Here is a 21,358-nt window from a genome sequence, read left to right on the forward strand (position 1 = left end):
GTCTCTACATGTTCGACCAATGACACCAGTATATTTGACGATAAAAAAGAAAAATAGCGGAATAATTTAGCGATTACATTCGATTTTATAGAACAATTTAGTTTGATGGCGTTTTAGGAATAGAAACATAATGGCCTGTAAATGCCGCACAAAGTTGATCGTTACAATACAAGCCAATATCGAGCATCACTTGTGCACGTAGTCCTTTAGCTAACCCTGATATATCTGTATTTGGCCAAATGACTTTCGCAATCGGTTCGCCAGTAATTGGCTTAATATATTTTACGCTCGCGTCAGCAATAACGATGTCACCTTGCAGTGTTAAACGTTGTTGCTGTAACCACATCATTCCCCAACCCGTTAAAGTCATTAGCGTATAAATACTGCCGGCAAACATGGTGTTATGCAGGTTAATATTAGGAGCCAAAGGTGCAGTAACCTGTAACTCGGTGCCACTGAAACTGAGCGGTTTCACCTGCATAAACTCACTTAACGGAATCGTGCTATGCCAAGTGTTTTGCAATTGAGATAACAGTTCACTAAAGCCACCACCGATTGGCATTACATTGTCTTGTGACATTACCGCCCCTTTTTGCCTTTACTTAACTTATTGAATCGATTTTTTATGGCCAAATAACGGCCAGCATGAACACTTTGCAAACAAAACTAAACCTGTAAATTAAAGGTCACAGGGCCATCGTTAATCAGCTCGACCTGCATATCAGCACCAAACTGGCCGGTTTCAGTTTCAACCCCTTGCTGGCGACAAAATGCAACAAAATCAAGATACAATTGCTTAGCTTGTTCAGGTGTTGCTGCACACGAAAAACTCGGTCTTAAGCCTTTTGCAGTATCTGCTGCTAAGGTAAATTGCGACACAACTAATAACTTACCACCCACTTGCGACAAATTGAGGTTCATTTTGCCATTATCATCACTAAACACGCGGTAGTTCATTACTTTGGTAGCAAGTTTAGCTAATTTATCGGCATTGTCTTCACGCTCGACACCTAATAACACCAGTAAACCTTGATCAATTTTGCCGACCACTTCGTCATCAACCGTAACAGATGCACGCTTGACGCGTTGAATTAATGCAATCATAACAACCTACTAATATTAAACGATTAAGACTTTTCGATTGATGAATCACTTGCTGATTTGGCATGTGACTGCGATGGTGCCACAGGATCATGCACATTCATCTTTGAAGCCTGTTTTTCTTTGCTTAATGCTTCACCTTCGGTGAATATCTCGGCTTTCATCTCTTCAGCAATCACTGCCAACTCTTCTAAATATTCTGGCAATGCAGCGGTAATTTCAGCCCCTAGCAACACAATCATCCACGATAAATACACCCACACAAATAAAATCGGGATAACCGCTAGCGCACCATAAATGGCTTCATAACTAGGAAATTGCGTCACATAAAACGCAAAGCCCTTTTTACCTGCTTCAAACAATACCGCAGCGACAATTGCACCGAGTAGCGCATGTAAAAAACGAACTTTTTTGTTGGGTACTACCATGTATAACAGCAATATAGAGGCCACTGAAAACATCAGCGGTATACGCTCAACAATCCAGGGCACAAGGCCAGACAATTCACTGCCTGTAACCACCTCTAACGACACCACATACGACGTCGCCACTAAGCTTGCACCAATCAATACTGGGCCAAGAGTGAGCACCATCCAATACATTGAAAAAGACACTACATACGAGCGTTTTTCAGTAATTCGCCAAATATTATTGAGCGCTTTGTCGATTGCCGATATCAGCATTATCGCCACAAACACTAATGCCACAATACCCACAAAAGTACCTTTAGAGGCATTAGCAACAAACTCATTAATATACACTTGCACCGTGTCACCCGCAGCCGGTATGAAGTTGTTATAAATAAACCCTTCAATTTTACCCCTAATGCCTTTAAACACCGGAAAGGCCGATAACATAGACATGGTTACGGCCACCATGGGCACTAACGACAATAACGTTACATAGGCTAAGTGGCCCGCGCGAATGTTAATTTGGTCTTCGGTGAGGCGCTGCTTAAGGTGCAGTAAAAACTGGCCAATACCATAAAAAAAATTGATAAAGGGTCTGAAATCAAACTTCTTGGGCATAATATTCCTTATTTCATAGTCCGTTAGTGGAGATAACATTTGTATTAAGCCACTAACTTCGTACAATGTTATAACATATTAGCGCGAAAAGAATGGAGCGAATTGATGTCTCAACAAGGATCGGCGGGTAATGTCCTCGCAGCTGTAGCAAATTTATTTTTTCCTGGCCTTGGTCAACTTTTACAAGGGCGTATTTTAGCGGCGTTGCTGTTTTTCTGTATTACTGTCACCTGCTATGCACTCTATTTTTTAATTATCCCGGCCATTATTGGTGGCTTGTTCCATTTATGGAGCATTATCGACGCTGCACGATTTAAATCAGGCAGTTAACTAATCAGATGGCTAATCTCACATAGATTGCTGTCGCCTCAAACAATAAAAAGAGACACATTGATGAAAAAATGGATATCACTGGCACTATTAAGTAGCAGTTTACTGTTGAGCGGTTGTCAAAGCGCCTATTACGGTGCCATGGAAAAAGTCGGTTATCACAAACGCGACATTATGGTAGACCGAGTTCAAAACGCCAAAGAGTCACAACAAGAAGCCCAAGAGCAATTCAGTTCAGCTCTAGAAGAAATGCAAGCACTGCTCGCATTTGATGGCGGCGATTTAGAAGATGCTTACAACAAAGCCAAAGACGAATATGAGTCAGCCCAAGCTGCAGCAGATGAAGTCACCAGCCGTATTGATAAAGTAGAAGATGTTGCCGATGCATTATTTGCAGAGTGGCAAGATGAAATCACTGAAATCAGCAAAGCCAGCTTACGCCGTAATAGCACAAATAAACTTAACGAAACCAAACGAGCTTACGCATCGTTAGTCAAAAGCATGCGCCGCGCAGAAGCTAAAATGCCACCCATTTTAACCGCCATGAAAGATAACATGCTTTACCTAAAGCATAATCTAAATGCTCAAGCGATTGGCGCCATAAAAGGTGAGTTTGCTAATTTACAGTCTGACATTTCGAGCTTGATTAATGAAATGAACAAATCGATTGAAGAGTCAAACAAGTTTATTGCGTCTATGGAACAAGGCTAGTCGTCTTAACTGAATCATCGAGGTAAGTATTGGCTATGTAAACTCGCGGAGCATAGCCAATACCCATGCAGCGAATTATTCTATTGGTGAAGCGTCCACGGGTAACACGTTATGACTAAAGATTTGTTTTAATACTACTGTGGTTTCAATATTAGACACGTATTTTAAGTTACCTAACGATCTTTTAATGAACTGCTCGTAAGTCACGAGATCTTGAGCGACGATTTTTAACAAATAATCATGCGAGCCCGTTACCACAGAGCATTCCATCACGGCAGGCAGTTGCGCCACGGTATTTTCAAATAAAGCGGTAGACTCATCAGAGTGCTCACTCAAACGCACCGACGCATATACCACCACGCTTAACCCCACTTTAGCGGGATCAACTTGGGCACCATAGCCTAAAATCACTTTATCAAGCTCTAGCTTTTTTACACGGCGTAAACAAGGTGTGTCAGACATATTAACCTTGTCGGCTAATTCAGACACTGCCATGCGGCCATTACGCTGTAATATTTCTAATAGCTTTAGGTCTTTCTTATCCATGACATTGGCCGTTTTTTTGCTGAGTGATTTTCAGTGAAAATATCATATTTTTGAGTGAAATCCTCTACTAATTTAACTTAGAATCAAATATTTCAAGAAAACCATCAAAAATGACATGAGAAAGTCATCAATCCCCTAAACTCTCAATAAATATGATTGCTATAAACAAAAATGCCATGAAACAATCTTCATGGCATTCGTATTAGCTTAAGGGATTAACTGGGGTCTGTTGATCTTTGCTGTTTGAATTTTGTTCGAGTTAAAAACGTTTTAATCGAGACGAATGGATTGATGCCTAGTCATCTAAGCAAAATCCATTCAACAAAGAGTAAAACGTTTTTAGCCGAACCCTTCGGGCAGCGTTTGTTGGCCATTTTTACTGCGCTATCGACTTTTTATGTAAAATAACTACACTTCAAAGTCTCTGCCGCGCACTTGTATATGAGTAATAGCCAACAATTCGCTGCAAAAACAATCTTGAAAGATCAACAGACCCTAGCATTCATCTATATACACTTCGATTAGTGGCTCCTCGCCAGCGGCTAAAGGCTGTGAGTAGCGTATTTCACACTTGTTTGCGTCGTAGTCTGCGTCTGGGCGAATACGCAAACCAGTACGGCCAGAAGAGTTATAAGTGGTTATTTCAAAATCCACACCATCGGTAATGTTTATCATTCTAGCAATACCCGTTGCAGTATGACGCGGGTACCCATAAGCTAAAATAACAACCTCACCCTCAACAGTAATACTATTTCCAGAGCCATTACCACCTCCTGCTGGCGCAGTTTCATCGCAACTGGTGCTTATCACACAGGCGGAATACACCATGGTTTTACCACTACTAATGGCTGCGGCAACACCTTGCATTGAGCTGGCATACGCATCACTTTTTAAACTAATAAATTTAGGTGCTGCAACTGCGGCTAATACGCCCAAAATAATAATCACAACCACTAACTCAATTAAGGTAAAGCCATGTTGCTTAGCGTGTTGAGCATTAGGTAGGCTAACAAGTCGATTCTTCATTTTATTCCTTTATCGGCATACGCTTTAGTCAGTTAACTCGCATGCATCACTTGATCTTTACCCGCATTCTTAGCTTGGTACATGGCAACATCTGCTCGATGGATCAAGCTATCGATATCGGTATCTGTACCATCATATTGAACAACACCAATGCAAGCGCTCACCTGTAATTGATGTGAACCAATGTCATAGGGCTGTTTAATGGCCTCTAGCACCCTATTCGCCTTCTGATTAACTTTATCGCATTGCTTATCATTTTGTAAAACTAATACAAACTCATCACCACCATAACGCGCCAAGATATCGTCACGCTCTAAATATACTGTCACCTGCTGACCAATACTGGTTAATAAGCTATCACCTACACCGTGGCCATAAGTGTCATTAATCTTTTTAAAACCGTCTAGGTCAATAAATAACAAAGAAAAAGGTTTTTTGGCATTAATCAGTTGTTTAATGGTATGTCTAATCGACATACGATTAGCTAAACCGGTAACTTGATCATGATTGGCTAAATGCAATGCAGCCGCTTGTGCTTTGGCTAAATCCGCCGTTTTATCTTTTACCCTTTTAGCCAGATCTTTTTGACTATTAATCACTTGCAAAGACATCTGATGAAAACTGTCAAACAAGGTCACAAACTCATTTGTCTCAATGCGCTGCTTAGGTAAAGGGCTTAACTGTGTTTGCTGTTCTGCTAGGTCGCACACTTGCGTGGTGAGCGCGGCAATGGGCCGAGTAATTAACCCCGTCATCCACCAACTGAGTAAAAGGCAGGCAACAAAAGACCAAACGGCTATCCACAAAATCGTGTTAATTTGAGATTCGGCTCGCACATACAACTCAACTAATGGTTGCGGGATCATCACCCCCCACCCTGTTGTTGGCACCACAGTGTATGCCGCTATCATATCTTGTTGTACTGCTGGTGAATAAAACTCCATTACACCGGTATTACCTGCCATCATCTGTTGCACAATATTGACTTTAGCTAGGTTTTTACTGTCGGCTTGCCACTGTTTGTTAGGATGAGCCAACACATTGCCTTTGCGGTCAACAATTGCGGCGTGACCTTCTTTGCCAAACTTAACCGCAGACTGTAATAAATCAATAAATTCTGGGTTCATTACTGCTAGCCAAACACGTTGTTGTTGGTCTTTGCGGACCATATACAAAGTAGGCGTTTCGCCACCCAGATTTTGCACATCGGTAAATGTTGCTTGAGATCTTTGTGCAAGGTCAAATACGTTCACACCTTTTGTGAGTGAAACGGGCTGAAGACTTTCAGGACCAAATAACACATTAACCAGCTGACCTTGAGCGTCATACTCACCGATAGACTCAACATCAATATCCTGAAGCAGTGAAACTAAATGAGGGGAAATATCTTGTTGTACCACGGAGTCAGTTGCATGAGTAAAAATGGATAAAGCATCAACACTATATCGGTCTAATGCCTGAGATAGATTTTTAGCTAAAAGTAGATGCTTGTCATGAACCGTGCGGTATTCATTGTCAAGTGCGTTATGGCTGCTCCATAACGCTAAAATACAAATGGGGATTAATGAAACTAAACTCATGGCAATTAACAATAGATACCGAAATGATAATTTCATTTAATTCTCACATACCCAATCAACTTAATTAAATTACGCTAATGCCAAGCATAAAAAAGACAAAGACAACACCTTAGACACATCCATTTACATTTGCAACACACTGTATACCCAATCAACCTGAAAATGCTCAATTTCAGCAAGAATTTACACGCGTTTAGGCAAGGCATTGATTACGGATAATGGTTATTCCCTTTTCAAAATCAGCTAATTCAACAAAAGCCGCAGCATAAACACGGTGAAACTCTGAAACACATATCTTTTGGGTATAAAACAAAAACCCCCGATAATAACTTATCGGGGGTTTTGATCTAGCTATACTTCGTCGTCTAAAAAGACAAACTCATTATAGGCTGTAGTACATTTCAAACTCTAATGGGTGAGTTGTACGTGATACACGCTCAGCTTCTGCAGACTTAAGAGTGATATAAGAATCAATAAAGTCTTTACTGAACACACCACCTTTAAGTAAAAAGTCGTGGTCAGCTTTTAAGTTTTCAAGTGCGTTTTCTAATGACGTTGCAACTTGTGGGATCTCAGCCGCTTCTTCAGCAGGTAAGTCATACAAGTCTTTATCCATTGCTTCACCTGGGTGGATCTTGTTTTGAATACCGTCAAGACCAGCCATTAACAATGCAGCAAAACCTAAGTATGGGTTTGCATGTGGATCAGGGAAACGCGTTTCGATACGACGGCCTTTAGGGCTTGGTACCACAGGAATACGAATTGAAGCACTGCGGTTACGCGCAGAGTAAGCTAACATTACTGGCGCTTCAAAGTGTGGCACTAGACGCTTGTAAGAGTTAGTGCTTGGGTTAGTGAATGCGTTCAATGCACGAGCGTGCTTGATAATACCACCAATGTAGTAAAGTGCAGTTTCACTTAAACCAGCATATTTATCACCAGCAAATAAGTTAACGCCGTCTTTTGCTAAAGATTGGTGAACGTGCATACCGCTACCGTTGTCACCAACGATTGGTTTTGGCATAAATGTCGCTGTTTTGCCATAAGCATGCGCCATGTTGTGCACAACATACTTAAGAATTTGGATTTCGTCCGCTTTCTTAGTCAAGGTGTTAAAGCGTGTTGCGATTTCATTTTGACCAGCTGTAGCCACTTCATGGTGATGCGCTTCAACAACTTGGCCCATTTCTTCTAACACTAAACACATTGCAGAACGCAAGTCTTGTGAAGAATCAACTGGAGCAACTGGGAAATAACCCCCTTTCACCATTGGACGGTGGCCAGTGTTGCCTTCTTCATAGCTTTTAGCTGAGTTCCATGCTGCTTCTTTGGCATCGATTTTAACGAAAGTACCTGACATGTCAGTACCAAAACGGACGTCGTCAAATATAAAGAATTCTGGTTCTGGACCAATCAATACTGTGTCGGCAATACCGGTAGACTTTAAATACTCTTCTGCTTTTTTAGCGATTGAGCGTGGGTCACGGTCATAACCTGTCATTGTGCCAGGCTCTAAAATATCACAACGGATTAGCGCTGTGGTTTCTTCGGTAAATGGATCTAAAACGAAAGTCGTTGGATCAGGCATTAATACCATGTCTGATTCGTTGATGCCTTTCCAACCAGCAATTGAAGAACCGTCAAACATTTTGCCGTCTTCAAAAAAATCTTCATTTACTTGATGAGATGGGATAGACACATGCTGCTCTTTACCTTTGGTATCGGTAAAACGTAAGTCAACAAACTTAACTTCTAACTCTTCAAGTTGCTTTAAAACTGATTCAACTGACATTCTCAAGCCTCCGGTAGGGTAAAGGGTTATCCCTTAAAATAATTTTGTATATTCGCCAGAAATCGTATCTGGAAAACGAATTTGCATTCATCCGATGACCAACAACTTAGCGATAATCATGCCAATTAGCTAACTAATTGATTTTATGCATTTTGAAAATATTGCAGCCAGTAGCAAAACTCATTTTGCACCAGTGCAGTGCACCACTATGTTTCAATATGGTGCAAAAGTCCATTGTGGTGCGTAAGCAAATAGATAACATTATTACCAGTGTCACATTTCTGCATGACAAGCCTGTTACGTTATCAAAGCATTAACGCGATAAACATCAGTATCAGCATTTAAACTGATGCATTTATCTGCCGTTCAAAAGAACAAAAAGCGTAATACTTTCTATTAAAATAATGGTTTTCAGATGATTTTTGGCCACAAGCACACAAAAATTGCCATGTGTTCAAAAATAATCCTATCTACAAAAGCCGCTCTGAAGTAGAATGGCACGCTTTTTTATAGTGTCTATAATTATGTTTCACTATAAAGCCCCCCTTTTTTATTGATGGTTTAGAGGTTTATCCGTGCTAGAGAATTTACGTAACATCGCCATTATTGCCCACGTTGACCATGGTAAAACTACCCTGGTAGACAAGTTGTTGGCGCAGTCAGGAACCCTTGCATCTCGTGGAGAAGCTACTGAGCGGGTTATGGATTCTAACGATCTTGAAAAAGAACGTGGGATCACCATTCTGGCAAAGAACACTGCCATCAAGTGGAATGACTACCGTATTAACATCGTAGACACCCCAGGTCACGCCGACTTCGGTGGTGAAGTAGAACGTGTTCTATCTATGGTAGATTCTGTTTTATTATTGGTTGACGCTGTTGATGGCCCAATGCCACAAACTCGCTTCGTAACCAAAAAAGCGTTCGCGCAAGGCTTAAAGCCGATTGTTGTAATCAACAAAATTGACCGTCCAGGCGCTCGTCCAGATTGGGTTATTGACCAAGTATTCGATTTATTCGACAACTTAGGTGCTACTGACGAACAGTTAGATTTCCCAATTGTGTATGCTTCTGCATTAAATGGTTTTGCTACTTTAGACCCAGAAGATACTAGCACTGACATGACTCCGCTTTTCCAAACTATCGTTGAGAAAGTTGCTTTCCCTGACGCTGACGCGGAAGGTGCATTCCAGATGCAAATTTCACAGCTAGATTACAACTCTTATGTGGGTGTAATCGGTGTTGGTCGTATCAAGCGCGGTAGCGTTAAAACTGGTCAGCAAGTGACTGTAATTGGTGCTGACGGTAAAAAACGCAACGGTAAAATGGGCCAAGTATTAGGTTACATGGGCCTAGAGCGTACTGAAGTTGAAATCGCAAACGCCGGTGACATCGTGGCCATTACTGGTTTAGGCGAGCTTAAAATTTCTGACACTGTTTGCGCTGTTACAGACGTAGAAGCATTACCACCTTTGTCTGTTGATGAGCCAACATTAACCATGACGTTCCAAGTAAACACTTCACCATTTGCTGGTAAAGAAGGTAAATACGTGACTTCACGTAATATCCTTGAACGTTTACAGCAAGAGTTAGTGCACAACGTGGCACTACGTGTTGAAGAAACTGACAGCCCAGATCGTTTCCGCGTATCTGGCCGTGGTGAATTACACTTATCAATCTTAATTGAAAACATGCGTCGTGAAGGCTACGAGTTAGCAGTATCACGCCCAGAAGTTATTCTTAAGACAATTGATGGTGAACTATGTGAGCCATTTGAAACCGTAACCGTTGACGTTGAAGAAGAACATCAAGGTACCGTGATTGAAAAGTTAGGCACACGTAAAGCTGAAATGAAAGACATGCAGCTTGACGGTAAAGGTCGTGTACGTATTGACTTCGTAATCCCAAGCCGTGGTTTAATTGGTTTCCAAACTGAGTTCTTAACTGCAACATCTGGTACTGGTTTGATTTATCACTCATTTGATCACTATGCACCACATAAAGGCGGTGACATTGGTCAACGTGCTAACGGTGTATTGATTTCAAACGCGACAGGTAAAGCACTAACATTCGCCCTATACGGTTTACAAGACCGTGGTCGTTTGTTTATTGGTCACGCTGTTGAAGTTTATGAAGGCCAAGTAATTGGTATTCATGCACGTTCAAACGATTTAACTGTTAACTGTCTAAAAGGCAAACAGTTAACCAACATGCGTGCATCTGGTACCGACGAAGCTCAAGTACTGACCCCGCCAATCAATATGACACTTGAGCAAGCACTTGAGTTCATCGATGATGACGAATTAGTTGAAGTGACGCCTAAGAGCATCCGTGTTCGTAAGAAATTCTTAACTGAAAACGAGCGTAAGCGCCACAACCGTGGTTAATTCTGTTCAGTAAAAATATCTAGCCCAGATAATTATCTGGGCTTTTTTATGCCTGCAAGAACATGAAAACATTTAACTAGGAAGTTTAATAAAATATCTGTAATACTCTAAATAATAACAATCAGGATAAATAAGTGCTCAGAGGTTGCTTAGGAAAAATCGTTTAGAATAAGATAAAAATTGCAGCGAGCGAGCTGTTCTACCTTCAACATTTCTAACGACGTAATAAGCGACGTTAACCCGTAAGAATAGTCACATCCTTGTGCTGATTGGTTTAGTATAATTACATTAATTGGGAGTCGATATGAGTATGTTGCAACATGTAAGCGTGGCAAAACAAGCCAACGTATATTTTAATGGCAAGGTCACCAGTAGGAGCGTGTTGTTTGCCGATGGCAGTAAACAAACTCTGGGGGTTGTACTTCCTGGCGAATATGAGTTTTCAACTGCAGAAGGCGAAATCATGCAAGTAACTTCAGGTGAATTTGATGTGTTATTACCTGGTGCAACTGAATGGTCAACCTATGCCGCCGGCACTCAATTTGAACTTGCACCAAATGTGAGCTTTTCGATTCGTACAAGTCAAATATCAGAATACTGCTGCCATTACATCAAAGCGTAACAGCGCATTAACCGCAAGACACAAACGGCTGCGCCTTGGCCGTTAGGTTAATCAGCTTACTCATTATTGAAGGGAAGCACAGTTTACCCTGACAAAGATGATTAAGCTGATTTTTTTATAAAAAGCGTCTACTCTATGAAAATATTGGTTTTCAAGGAGTTTAACATGCGTGCCTTTTTGCTTATTGCTTTGCTGATCTTAAGCGCCAGCAGCCCTGCTACTGTCTATCGCTGGGTAGATGAAAACGGTAAAGTGCATTATTCTGATGAACCCAAATCAAATGCAGAAGCTGTTGATTTAAATAAAAATACTCAAAACAGCATGACCATCAACACCCCACCGCAAGCTAAAGAGTCCCCAAAAACAGAGTCTCAGATTAACTACAGTGTCACGATTATTTCACCTCAAGAAGAAGCCACCATCCGCGACAATAATGGCGACCTCACAGTCAATGTTAGTGTTAGCCCTAAATTGCCACGTGGAGCAAAAATGACATTACTCGTAGACGGTGTGGTGGCAGTCGAGCCACAAACTGCACCAATATTTAAACTTACTGGAATTTATCGCGGCGAACATAACCTTGTTGTTAATCTAGTTACACAAAACGGCAAAGTACTTGCATCTAGCTCTCCAAGAAAGATATTTCTGCACCAAGCATCAGTTTATAGCCCAGCAAACAAAGCTAGGCAATAATTTAAAATAGATTAAAATCAAACTCTTATATTGATTGATTGCTTTTTAAATCTTAACTCTTGTTTGTGTAGAACAGGTTGCGGCCTGCACCAAAACGGTGCATCATGTTAGTGCAACCTCAAATTAGGACAGCTAATGGACACAAACAACCTACTCAATCATTTAGTGACAGCTGTGCTGGTAATCGATACCGCGCTAAAGCCGTGCTATGCCAACGCCGCTGCGGCGCAATTACTTGGAGTAGGAAACCACAAACTACTTGAACAACCCTTACCAGAACTCTACCAACTCATGGGAGTGGAGCCTCAATTACTGCGAGACGCCATTAACGCAGGCCAAGGACTGACGGTAAACACCGCAGCATTAATCACGCTTGATGGTCAACATCACACCATTGATATCACTTTGATGCCCCTAGAAAATGACACCAATATGAGCATTTTAGAGTTACGGCAAGTAGACCAACAACGCAGAATTCATCAGCAATTGAACATGGACGCACAACAGCAAGCTGCACAGTTTTTAGTGCGCAATTTAGCCCATGAAATCAAAAATCCATTAGGTGGTTTACGCGGTGCCGCGCAATTACTCTCAAGAGAGTTAACCTCACCAGAATTAAAAGAATTTACCAGTTTGATCATTGAGCAAGCTGATCGGTTGCGTAATTTAGTTGACAGGCTTTTAGGACCACAACGCCCTACACAACATTCAGTGCACAGCATTCACCAAGTGGTGCAAAAAGTCTTAAAGCTGGTTCAAATGGCGCTGCCAGAAAATATTAAGTTAAAACGCGATTATGATCCGTCGATCCCCGATCTACAAATGGACGCAGATCAAATGCAACAAGCAGTATTGAATATTGTGCAAAATGCGATTCAAGCGTTGGAGCCCTGTGGCGGCGAAATTTTAATTAAAACTCGCACCCAGCATCAGGTCACCATTGGCACTCAACGCTATAAATTGGTACTCGCGTTGTCGATTATCGATAACGGCCCTGGCATTCCTCCCGACTTAATGGACACACTTTTTTACCCTATGGTCACCGGCCGAGAAGAAGGTTCAGGATTAGGGTTATCAATTGCACATAACATTGCCCGTTTGCATGGCGGCCGTATTGATTGTGTGTCGGCACCAGGACACACCGAATTTATTATTAACCTGCCCTTACAATAATTAGCACGCCTTTGTAGGCGCGAAGAGGTTTACCATGAACATAAGCGAACAAGTTTGGATCCTTGATGATGATAGCTCTATTCGTTGGGTATTAGAAAAAGCTCTTCAAGGAGCATCACTATCGACCGCCAGTTTTGCCGCCGCTGAGTCACTATGGCAAGCATTAGAGTCATCACAGCCGCAGGTTATTGTGTCTGACATACGCATGCCTGGCACGGATGGATTAACCTTATTAGACCGATTACAACTTCACTACCCGCATATTCCTGTCATTATCATGACAGCACATTCGGATTTAGACAGTGCGGTAAGTGCTTATCAGGCAGGTGCGTTTGAATACCTGCCAAAGCCGTTTGATATCGATGAAGCAATTAGTCTTGTTGAGCGAGCCTTGACTCACGCAACCGAACAAACACCGCTACCGGTAAGCGATGCAGAAGTCAAAACACCTGAAATCATCGGCGAAGCTCCGGCAATGCAAGAAGTCTTTAGAGCCATCGGCCGCTTATCACGTTCATCAATCAGCGTGCTTATCAATGGTCAATCCGGTACAGGTAAAGAGTTAGTCGCAGGAGCATTACACAAACACAGCCCTAGAAAAGACAAACCCTTTATTGCATTAAACATGGCCGCAATCCCTAAAGACTTAATTGAGTCGGAACTATTTGGTCATGAAAAAGGCGCTTTTACCGGGGCGGCTAATGTGCGCCAGGGTCGGTTTGAGCAAGCCAATGGTGGCACCTTATTTTTAGATGAAATTGGCGACATGCCCCTAGATGTACAAACACGATTATTGCGCGTATTGGCTGATGGCCAATTTTACCGGGTCGGCGGCCACCAAGCGGTGCAAGTAGATGTGCGCATTATTGCCGCTACCCATCAAAATCTAGAAGTGTTAGTGCAAAAAGGCACCTTCCGCGAGGATTTATTCCACCGTTTAAACGTGATCCGCGTACATTTACCACCTCTTTCACAACGCAGAGAAGATATTGCTCAGCTTGCCACGCATTTTTTATCGACGGCGGCCAAAGAAATCGGAGTAGAACCCAAAATACTCACCAAAGAAACGGCAATAAAGCTCGCAAACCTGCCCTGGCCAGGTAACGTACGTCAATTAGAAAACACCTGTCGCTGGTTAACCGTGATGGCATCTGGTCAAGAAATTTTGCCGCAAGATTTACCGCCAGAGTTATTAAAAGATCCTGTGGCAAGTCAGCAAAAACAAGCTGGTGCAAGCGATTGGCAAACAGCCCTAACCGACTGGATTGACGAGAAATTAGCCGCAGGCGAAAGTGACTTATTAACCGAGGTGCAACCAGAGTTTGAGCGGATATTGCTCGAAACGGCGCTGCGTCATACTCAAGGCCATAAACAGGAAGCCGCCAAACGCTTAGGTTGGGGACGAAATACCCTTACACGTAAATTAAAAGAACTGTCGATGGATTAACCATGCTCGCACTCAGATAAATGACCGGCGAAATAACACTGCAATGTATAAATAACCCATTATTTTACAAGTTATTATGCTATTTTATATCGAGCTGTGAGCGTTAGCGCAAATTGAAAAATTATTTTGTAACTTACTCATAACAGCGCATGCAAATAAAAAGATGAGTGCTAAAATAAATCATCCGTAGAACAATCATTACTCATCCCCAAGTGCAAGGATAGATTTTGGATTTTGATGCTCAATTTGGTGTGGTCATTCACCAGGACTTTATACCGCGACATGCGGATGACACCTATGCAAAAATATTTGGCTACAATAACGCTCAGGAGATCCTTGCGTTAAAAAGCATATTAGAACTCATCGATCCTGAGTCTCAAGATATTGCAGCTCATACTTATTACGCACTAATGAGTGGCATTGAAAAACCCCAAGTTCGCAGTTATATCAACCGTAATCGCCTTGGTGAAGTGATGAATGTGCTTTCTATTGAACATATTGTTGAATGGCAAGGCCGCCCTGCATTGCAAGTCACAATTGTTAATTTAACGCGCTCTATTCAGCTTGAGCAATCACTTCAACAAAGTGAATATCGTTACCGACAATTACTTAATGGGTCAATCCAGGGCGTATTAATACACCAACACTTTACCCCCCTGTTTTGCAATCAAGCATTAGCCACTATCTTAGGTTACCCAAACCCACAAAGTATTTTGGCATTACCGTCGATGCTAGACTTTATTGACCCAGACTATCGCACCCGACGCGAAGAAGCGCTTAAGAACCTATTTAATCACCAAACCAAACCTTATCCAGTAGAAATTAAATGCCTGCATCATAGTGGTAAGCCTGTTTGGGTAAAATTACAAGAAACCATTATCGACTGGGACGGCAAACCAGCCATCCAAGTCACCATGACAGACATCACTGAATCATATTTGCTCAAAGAAAAGTTTGAACAGCAAATCCATTTAGATTACCTCACAAAAACCCTCAATCGCAGAGGCATGACAACGGCTGGCAAAGCTTTGCTTGCCGACAGTACAGTGCAACACAAAAATCTGTATTGTTTGTTAATGGGCTTAGATGAGTTAAAACAAATTAATCATTTATTTGGCCACGACATTGGCGACAAAACACTTATCCATTTTGCCAGACAGTGCCAAAGCAAACTTGCTGATGCTGACATACTCGGACGCTGGAGTGGTGACGAATTTATCGCGATAATACAAGCAAGCAGTAACAAAATTGCCCGCAACATCGCAGAAAGTGTTCGTCATAGTATTGATGGTATTGATCTTATCGATCCAGAAACAGGCAAACACCTTAGCTTCAGTGCAAGCGTTGGCATATCAAAATGGCAAGAAAATGACACATTAGATGAGTTGATTTTACGAGCAGATTCAGCACTAGAACAAGCAAGATCGCAAATAACTAACCAGCTGGTCATGGTGTAAAACACCATGACCATTGGGTCCCACTAAACGGGGTCTTGATGGATAATGACTTCAGCGTCGTCAAAAGCAGCCTTTATCGCTAACCCTGCTTTGTCTGCAATGGCATGCGCCTCTACTAACGACAACTCGCCCGATAATTCCATATGCAATTGAATAAACGTTGTTTTACCCGCCTGACGCGTGCGTAAATCATGGATACCTTTAACTCTAGGGTCTTGTTTAGCCAATGTCTTGATTTGTTCACGAGTGGCATCATCTAACTCGCGATCAAGCAAACTTTGTATTGAGCGATAACCTAAATCTAGCGCTTGCTGGCCTATAAACACTGCAATTAATACTGCAAATAAACCGTCAGCCCACCACCAGCCATACATAGCCAATACTAATGCCAATAACACTGCACCATTAAGTAGCAAGTCAGATTTATAATGTAACGAATCCGCTTCGACTACCGTACTGTTGGTGTTTTCTAATGCTTTTTGTTGCAGTAATACCAGCGCTAAAGTCATCACAATAGCGATCACCGACACGACAATACCCACGCCTGTATTCACGACAGGCACAGGGTTTATCAACTTTTCACCACCATAAAGCAATAAGAGCGTTGCTGACCCTAAAATAAATGCAGCTTGTGCCAACGAGGCTAACGGCTCAGCTTTACCATGCCCATAACGATGATCTTTATCCGCTGGCACAATGGCATAACGAATGGCAATAAAGTTAACAATTGAAGCTAAAGCATCTGCAAATGAGTCGGTTAACGACCCCAGCATACTGGCAGAGCCAGAATACAACCAAGCTAATAACTTGATCACAATAAGGCATAAGGCTGTAGCAACTGAAGCGCGGCTCGCGAGTTTGACCCAAAAATCATAATCAGAAGATGTGGACATAAAAAATTATCGACTCTATTGGCTGTATATATCGACCGTGATTATAGCAAGCTAGACACTATATGAGGACAAAGTTTACACACCACACCAACCTCCATTTATCAAACTGTGACCATTAGCAAACTTGCATAAACAAAAAAGCCGTCACACAAGGTAACGGCTTTAATTTATTGGCTTTAGCATACTGCTAGAGATTAACGACGACCTTTACCGCCTTTATCTTTAGCAAACTTTTCTTGAAACTTTTGCTGTTGTTCTGGGGTTAATAATTGATAGATTTCGTTTTGCATTTTTAAATGCGTCAACATGCGCTGTAAATGCATTTGCTGCTTTGATTCAGCCATTTCAGTTGCTTTCGCTTCGTCAAAGCTTGCGCCTGTAATTAGCGTTAACATTTCAGCACGGTGCGCAGCACGTTGCTCTTCAGTTGGTTTTTCTGGGCGATCAGCTTTGTATTTTTCAACAACCGCTTTAACTTGCTCTTTTTGAGCATCGGTTAAATCCAGTTTGCGTAACATCTTGTGCATGCCATCTTTAGGGCCTTGATGCCTTTTACCTTTTTTGCAAGTTTGCTCTGTTTTCACAGTCGAGTCTGCTGCGGTATCAACTGCATATAATTGTCCAGCTAATAATGCCGAGCTTGCCACTAAGGCCACTAAACTGGTCTTGATGATCGATGATGTCTTCATTGTTAAGTACCTCGGTATGTATGAGTATTTAGTTTCTGCCTTAACAGATTGATACTCAGTGTAACCAATGCAATGTCAAGTAGGGTTAATCATGGGTAAAACTATGTAAAGAGCCATTTTATGGATTATTCAGGTCAATAATCCTTGATCCACTAGACATATTGGATCATAAAAATCGATGTAATGAGAGCCAGTTAACGAAAAATAGACTTAACCCTTTCAGCAAACAGATAAGGGCATAAAATCATCATATTAGCGTTTTAATGGAATTGAAGATGAACCGATTAATTGGCCACATACTCTTACTAGTTGGCATGTTTCTATTAGCACCAAATGCGGTCGCCGCTTCATCTGCAGCAATAGATGACACTATTTGGTATAGCCAACAAAACCAACAACCTGTTATAAAACTGCATTTTTTTTGGTCTAAAACCTGCCCGCATTGCCGCGAAGCGCATCCCTTTATTGATGCACTTGGTGAACGCTTTGATTGGATTGAGTTGCACGATTACGTGATCAGCGACAAAGGCAATGTCGATAAACTCATGCAAATAGGCAAGCTGACTGGCGTTGAACCCAAATCAGTACCGTATTTTGCCATTTGCGGCGAAGCCGTTGTTGGCTACAACAACCACGATGTCACAGGTCGCTACATTTTAGAACGCCTCATTGACTGCTACCAACGCCAGGGTGGTCAAGCCAAGATAGGCAATACACTCGATGACTTCCTTGTGGCGGCACCAAGCAACGATGCCCCTTTATTTGAAACCTGTGCCGACACCAGTGATGACCCAAATGCCCAAGGCAGCTGCGGCATGTCATTTGACAGCACGAGCCAAATCGAGCAAAAACCACAAGTACAGCCTGTTGATATTCCATTAATTGGTGCGGTTCATCCTGAGCAAATGTCATTACCTGTACTCACCTTAGTGTTGGCCGGTGTTGATGCCTTTAATCCCTGCGCCTTTTTCGTGTTGCTGTTTTTACTGAGCATTATGGTTAATGCGGGTAGCCGTAAACGCATGCTGCTAGTGGGTGGCATTTTTGTGTTCTTCTCTGGTTTTATCTACTTTATCTTTATGAGTGCATGGCTCAACTTATTCCAGCTCTTAGGTGGTGGCGATGGCGGTATCATTATTACCTGCGCGGGTGTGTTGGCACTGGTCGCGGCAATGGTCAATATTAAAGATTACTTTTATGGGCGCGGCGATGTGAGCTTATCGATGTCGGTCGAAAACCGCGGCTCACTCATCAAACGCATGGGTAAACTCTCCAAAGCTAGCTCATTACCGACCATGATTTTAGGCTCAACGATTTTGGCCATTTTAGCCAATGCCTATGAACTATTATGCACAGCTGGATTTCCAATGATTTACACTTCGGTTTTGTCATTGTCAGACGTTGATACCATGCAACGTTATATGTATCTTATTGCCTATAACATCGTATACGTCATTCCATTAGCGGCTATCGTAATTGTATTTTCAATGACCCTAGGCAAACGCAAACTCACCGAAAAAGAAGGCGAAGTACTTAAGCTTATGTCTGGCATTATGATGCTCGGCTTAGGCGGGATGTTAGTGCTTAATCCTGCTGCATTACAAAATGCAGTATTCTCAGTCGGCTTGATATTAGGGGCTATTTTACTGACATTTGTCGTAGTCAAAGTCACTCGTTACGTAAAAAAGCAAGCAAACGCTAAAATGTAAAACTATGCAATGTTAATGTAAATTGCCTCGAGTATGAGATAATCTTTAATTGATTGAAAATCGGTATGTTAAGTTAACTTACCGATTTTATTTTGTGCTAGAGGACAGTTATGAATCGCATTTTATTGATAGACGATGACGTTGGGCTATCTGACTTACTCAGTCAACTGCTCGAGCTTGAAGGCTTTGCATTAACCCAGGCCTACGACGGCGAGCAAGGGTTATCACTCGCACAACAACAAGATTTCGATTTAATTCTACTCGACGTAATGCTGCCCAAATTAAATGGCTTTGAAGTATTACGCGCACTGCGTCAGCGCAAGCAAACACCCGTATTAATGTTAACCGCTCGCGGTGACGAAATCGATCGCGTTGTTGGGTTAGAAATTGGTGCTGATGATTATTTGCCAAAGCCATTCAACGACCGTGAGTTAGTAGCCCGTATTCGTGCTATTTTGCGCAGAGCACAAACGACTCAGCAAGATCAACAAGTCAACGACATGATGCAGTTTGGCGATTTACGCCTCGACCCAACGCGTCAAGAAACCTATTGCAATGACCAACTGATTATCTTAACCGGTACTGAGTTTTTATTGCTGTTTCATTTGCTTGAAAAAAGCGGCGAGCTGGTCACCAAAGAATCATTAAGTGAAAACGTATTAGGCAAAAAATTAATGCCGTTCGATCGCAGCCTAGACATGCATTTATCCAACCTACGTAAAAAGCTGCCTGAACGCCAAGATGGCCGCCCACGAGTTAAAACTTTACGTGGCAAAGGTTATATCTGGATACCGTAATGCTAAAGCAAAACCCTTTCAATCGCTTGTTTTTCAAACTGCTGCTAGGCTTTTGGCTGTGCAGCTCATTGATTATTGCTTTGGTGTCATTATTACCGCTATTGCAGCAAAATCATGACCGCTCAAAGCTCCCACCTAGCCTTGAAAAGGTACTACAGCATGTGGCTGAACGCATTCAGCAGCAACCGCAATTACTAGAGAGCGAAAACCTGCAACGTTTACAACGCGGCCGCAACCATAAAGGCGGTCCTATCCGTTTATACTTAACCGACGACCAAGGTAAAGTACTAAACAATAAACGTGTTTCTCGAGAATTTAGACGTTTTCTATTAATGGCAGAAGAAGCCGACCAACCAATTAGCCACCAGTTTAGAGATGAACTGATTTTTGGGCCTTATTCTTTCGAGGTTAACAGCAAAACCTATCAATTATTCGGCCGTTTGCCTGACAATCACCCGCGGCCCTGGTTTTTATTTTTTGCCGACAATAAATTACTCACCGCAGGATTAGCAATTTTATTATCCGGTTTTTTATGTGGCCTTTTAGCCTGGTATTTAGGTAAACCATTACGCTCTTTAAAGCAAAGTGCCAACGCCTTAGCACGGGGTGATTTAGCCAATCGTGTAGACGAGGCAACCGCTAGCCGCCGAGATGAAATGGGTCAACTTGCCGTGGCATTTAATGCCATGGCAGATGCAGTAGAAACCATGGTGAATAACCAGCAACGCTTAATGGGCGATATCTCCCATGAGCTACGCACGCCATTAACACGCTTACAATTGTCACTTGCGCTTGCACGTAAAAAAGGCCAGCACAGTACTGAGCTCGATCGTATTGAATATGAGGCGCTGCAACAAGAAGCGCTCATTAGTGAACTGCTTACCTTGTCACGAGTAAGACTTAACGCCACTGAAAAACGCCTCACTGCCGAGTTAACAGAAACCTTAAGCCAGGTACTTGATGACGCGGAGTTTGAAGCAGAGCAACAAGGAAAACAGCTACACATCAACATCGATGACTCGATTTGCTTTGAACACTTTCCTAAAACCTTATCACGCGCGATTGAAAACTTACTGCGTAACGCCATTCGCTATGCAGAAAAGCATGTTTATATCGAAAGCCAACAAACTAAGCATCAGGTGAGTATACTTGTTAAAGATGATGGACCAGGCTTACCAGAAGAAGAACTAGAAGCGATTTTTACTCCTTTTTATCGTCCAGACAGCTCACGCGATAGAGAATCTGGTGGTTGGGGGCTTGGTTTAGCCATTACTCAAGCGGCAATTCAAGCTCATAGGGGGCACATAGCGGCTCAAAATCAGCAACCCCACGGCCTAATCGTTACCATCAGCATACCGAATCAATTAAGTCATTAAG

The 21,358-nt window shown here is 42.2% G+C and carries 20 protein-coding genes; 11 read left to right on the forward strand and 9 right to left on the reverse strand.

The window, feature by feature from the left end:
• Positions 1-97 precede the first annotated feature (97 nt).
• The 3 genes from IEW93_RS00530 to IEW93_RS00540 form a co-directional block, all read right to left on the reverse strand.
• On the reverse strand, positions 98-580 hold the full coding sequence (locus IEW93_RS00530) for a thioesterase domain-containing protein (protein WP_223418896.1): 483 nt from the start codon (positions 578-580) through the stop codon (positions 98-100).
• A gap of 86 nt (positions 581-666) precedes the next feature.
• Positions 667-1,104: a D-aminoacyl-tRNA deacylase gene (dtd, locus tag IEW93_RS00535; protein ID WP_188735791.1), complete on the reverse strand. Its 438-nt coding sequence runs from the start codon at positions 1,102-1,104 to the stop codon at positions 667-669.
• A 23-nt stretch (positions 1,105-1,127) separates the two neighbouring features.
• Entirely contained in the window at positions 1,128-2,129 is a 1,002-nt protein-coding gene (locus IEW93_RS00540; RefSeq protein ID WP_223418897.1) for a virulence factor BrkB family protein, read from the reverse strand.
• Positions 2,130-2,234: 105 nt separating this feature from the next.
• Here IEW93_RS00540 and IEW93_RS00545 point away from each other — a divergent pair, with 105 nt between their 5' ends.
• Positions 2,235-2,459 (forward strand): hypothetical protein, encoded by a 225-nt coding sequence (locus IEW93_RS00545; protein WP_188735793.1) that lies wholly within the window; start codon positions 2,235-2,237, stop codon positions 2,457-2,459.
• Between the two features lie 63 nt (positions 2,460-2,522).
• Positions 2,523-3,170, forward strand: coding sequence for a DUF2959 domain-containing protein (locus IEW93_RS00550; protein WP_188735795.1), 648 nt, complete (start codon positions 2,523-2,525; stop codon positions 3,168-3,170).
• Between the two features lie 75 nt (positions 3,171-3,245).
• On the opposite strand, the gene IEW93_RS00555 is transcribed toward IEW93_RS00550, so the two are convergent.
• The 4 genes from IEW93_RS00555 to glnA form a co-directional block, all read right to left on the reverse strand.
• Positions 3,246-3,716, reverse strand: a complete 471-nt coding sequence (locus tag IEW93_RS00555; RefSeq protein WP_188735797.1) for an Lrp/AsnC family transcriptional regulator — start codon at positions 3,714-3,716, stop codon at positions 3,246-3,248.
• Between the two features lie 495 nt (positions 3,717-4,211).
• Positions 4,212-4,742, reverse strand: coding sequence for a type II secretion system protein (locus IEW93_RS22290; RefSeq protein ID WP_188735800.1), 531 nt, complete (start codon positions 4,740-4,742; stop codon positions 4,212-4,214).
• A gap of 32 nt (positions 4,743-4,774) precedes the next feature.
• Positions 4,775-6,358, reverse strand: coding sequence for a diguanylate cyclase domain-containing protein (locus tag IEW93_RS00565; protein WP_188735802.1), 1,584 nt, complete (start codon positions 6,356-6,358; stop codon positions 4,775-4,777).
• A 346-nt stretch (positions 6,359-6,704) separates the two neighbouring features.
• The gene (gene glnA / locus IEW93_RS00570) at positions 6,705-8,114 is read right to left on the reverse strand and encodes a glutamate--ammonia ligase (protein ID WP_188735804.1); all 1,410 of its coding nucleotides are present in this window, start codon (positions 8,112-8,114) and stop codon (positions 6,705-6,707) included.
• A 575-nt stretch (positions 8,115-8,689) separates the two neighbouring features.
• On the opposite strand from glnA, the gene typA reads away from it, so the two are divergent.
• The 6 genes from typA (at position 8,690) to IEW93_RS00600 (ending at position 15,893) form a co-directional block, all read left to right on the forward strand.
• On the forward strand, positions 8,690-10,501 hold the full coding sequence (gene typA, locus IEW93_RS00575) for a translational GTPase TypA (RefSeq protein ID WP_188735805.1): 1,812 nt from the start codon (positions 8,690-8,692) through the stop codon (positions 10,499-10,501).
• A gap of 304 nt (positions 10,502-10,805) precedes the next feature.
• Complete coding sequence (gene ppnP / locus IEW93_RS00580; RefSeq protein ID WP_188735807.1) at positions 10,806-11,123, forward strand: pyrimidine/purine nucleoside phosphorylase; 318 nt, start codon at positions 10,806-10,808, stop codon at positions 11,121-11,123.
• A gap of 165 nt (positions 11,124-11,288) precedes the next feature.
• Positions 11,289-11,816 carry a DUF4124 domain-containing protein gene (locus IEW93_RS00585; protein WP_188735809.1) on the forward strand — a complete coding sequence of 176 codons (528 nt, stop codon included), beginning with the start codon at positions 11,289-11,291 and terminating at the stop codon, positions 11,814-11,816.
• 135 nt (positions 11,817-11,951) lie between these two features.
• Positions 11,952-12,989, forward strand: coding sequence for a nitrogen regulation protein NR(II) (glnL, locus tag IEW93_RS00590; RefSeq protein ID WP_188735811.1), 1,038 nt, complete (start codon positions 11,952-11,954; stop codon positions 12,987-12,989).
• Positions 12,990-13,023: 34 nt separating this feature from the next.
• The gene (glnG, locus tag IEW93_RS00595; RefSeq protein WP_188735813.1) at positions 13,024-14,436 is read left to right on the forward strand and encodes a nitrogen regulation protein NR(I); all 1,413 of its coding nucleotides are present in this window, start codon (positions 13,024-13,026) and stop codon (positions 14,434-14,436) included.
• 227 nt (positions 14,437-14,663) lie between these two features.
• Positions 14,664-15,893 (forward strand): sensor domain-containing diguanylate cyclase, encoded by a 1,230-nt coding sequence (locus tag IEW93_RS00600; protein ID WP_188735814.1) that lies wholly within the window; start codon positions 14,664-14,666, stop codon positions 15,891-15,893.
• A 23-nt stretch (positions 15,894-15,916) separates the two neighbouring features.
• Here the strand turns inward: IEW93_RS00600 and fieF are convergent, their stop codons facing one another.
• Positions 15,917-16,786, reverse strand: a complete 870-nt coding sequence (fieF, locus tag IEW93_RS00605; protein WP_188735816.1) for a cation efflux pump FieF — start codon at positions 16,784-16,786, stop codon at positions 15,917-15,919.
• A gap of 194 nt (positions 16,787-16,980) precedes the next feature.
• Positions 16,981-17,475 (reverse strand): Spy/CpxP family protein refolding chaperone, encoded by a 495-nt coding sequence (locus IEW93_RS00610; protein ID WP_188735818.1) that lies wholly within the window; start codon positions 17,473-17,475, stop codon positions 16,981-16,983.
• 275 nt (positions 17,476-17,750) lie between these two features.
• Here IEW93_RS00610 and IEW93_RS00615 point away from each other — a divergent pair, with 275 nt between their 5' ends.
• The 3 genes from IEW93_RS00615 to IEW93_RS00625 all read left to right on the forward strand — a co-directional run bounded on the left by IEW93_RS00615 (position 17,751) and on the right by IEW93_RS00625 (position 21,357).
• On the forward strand, positions 17,751-19,184 hold the full coding sequence (locus IEW93_RS00615) for a thioredoxin family protein (protein ID WP_223418899.1): 1,434 nt from the start codon (positions 17,751-17,753) through the stop codon (positions 19,182-19,184).
• 110 nt (positions 19,185-19,294) lie between these two features.
• The gene (locus IEW93_RS00620) at positions 19,295-19,981 is read left to right on the forward strand and encodes a response regulator (protein WP_188735822.1); all 687 of its coding nucleotides are present in this window, start codon (positions 19,295-19,297) and stop codon (positions 19,979-19,981) included.
• Positions 19,981-21,357 (forward strand): ATP-binding protein, encoded by a 1,377-nt coding sequence (locus IEW93_RS00625; RefSeq protein ID WP_188735823.1) that lies wholly within the window; start codon positions 19,981-19,983, stop codon positions 21,355-21,357. Before IEW93_RS00620 ends, IEW93_RS00625 begins: the two co-directional genes overlap by 1 nt.
• Position 21,358: the final 1 nt, after the last annotated feature.

The organism is Shewanella inventionis (assembly GCF_014641855.1).
Taxonomy (GTDB): Bacteria; Pseudomonadota; Gammaproteobacteria; order Enterobacterales; family Shewanellaceae; genus Shewanella; species Shewanella inventionis.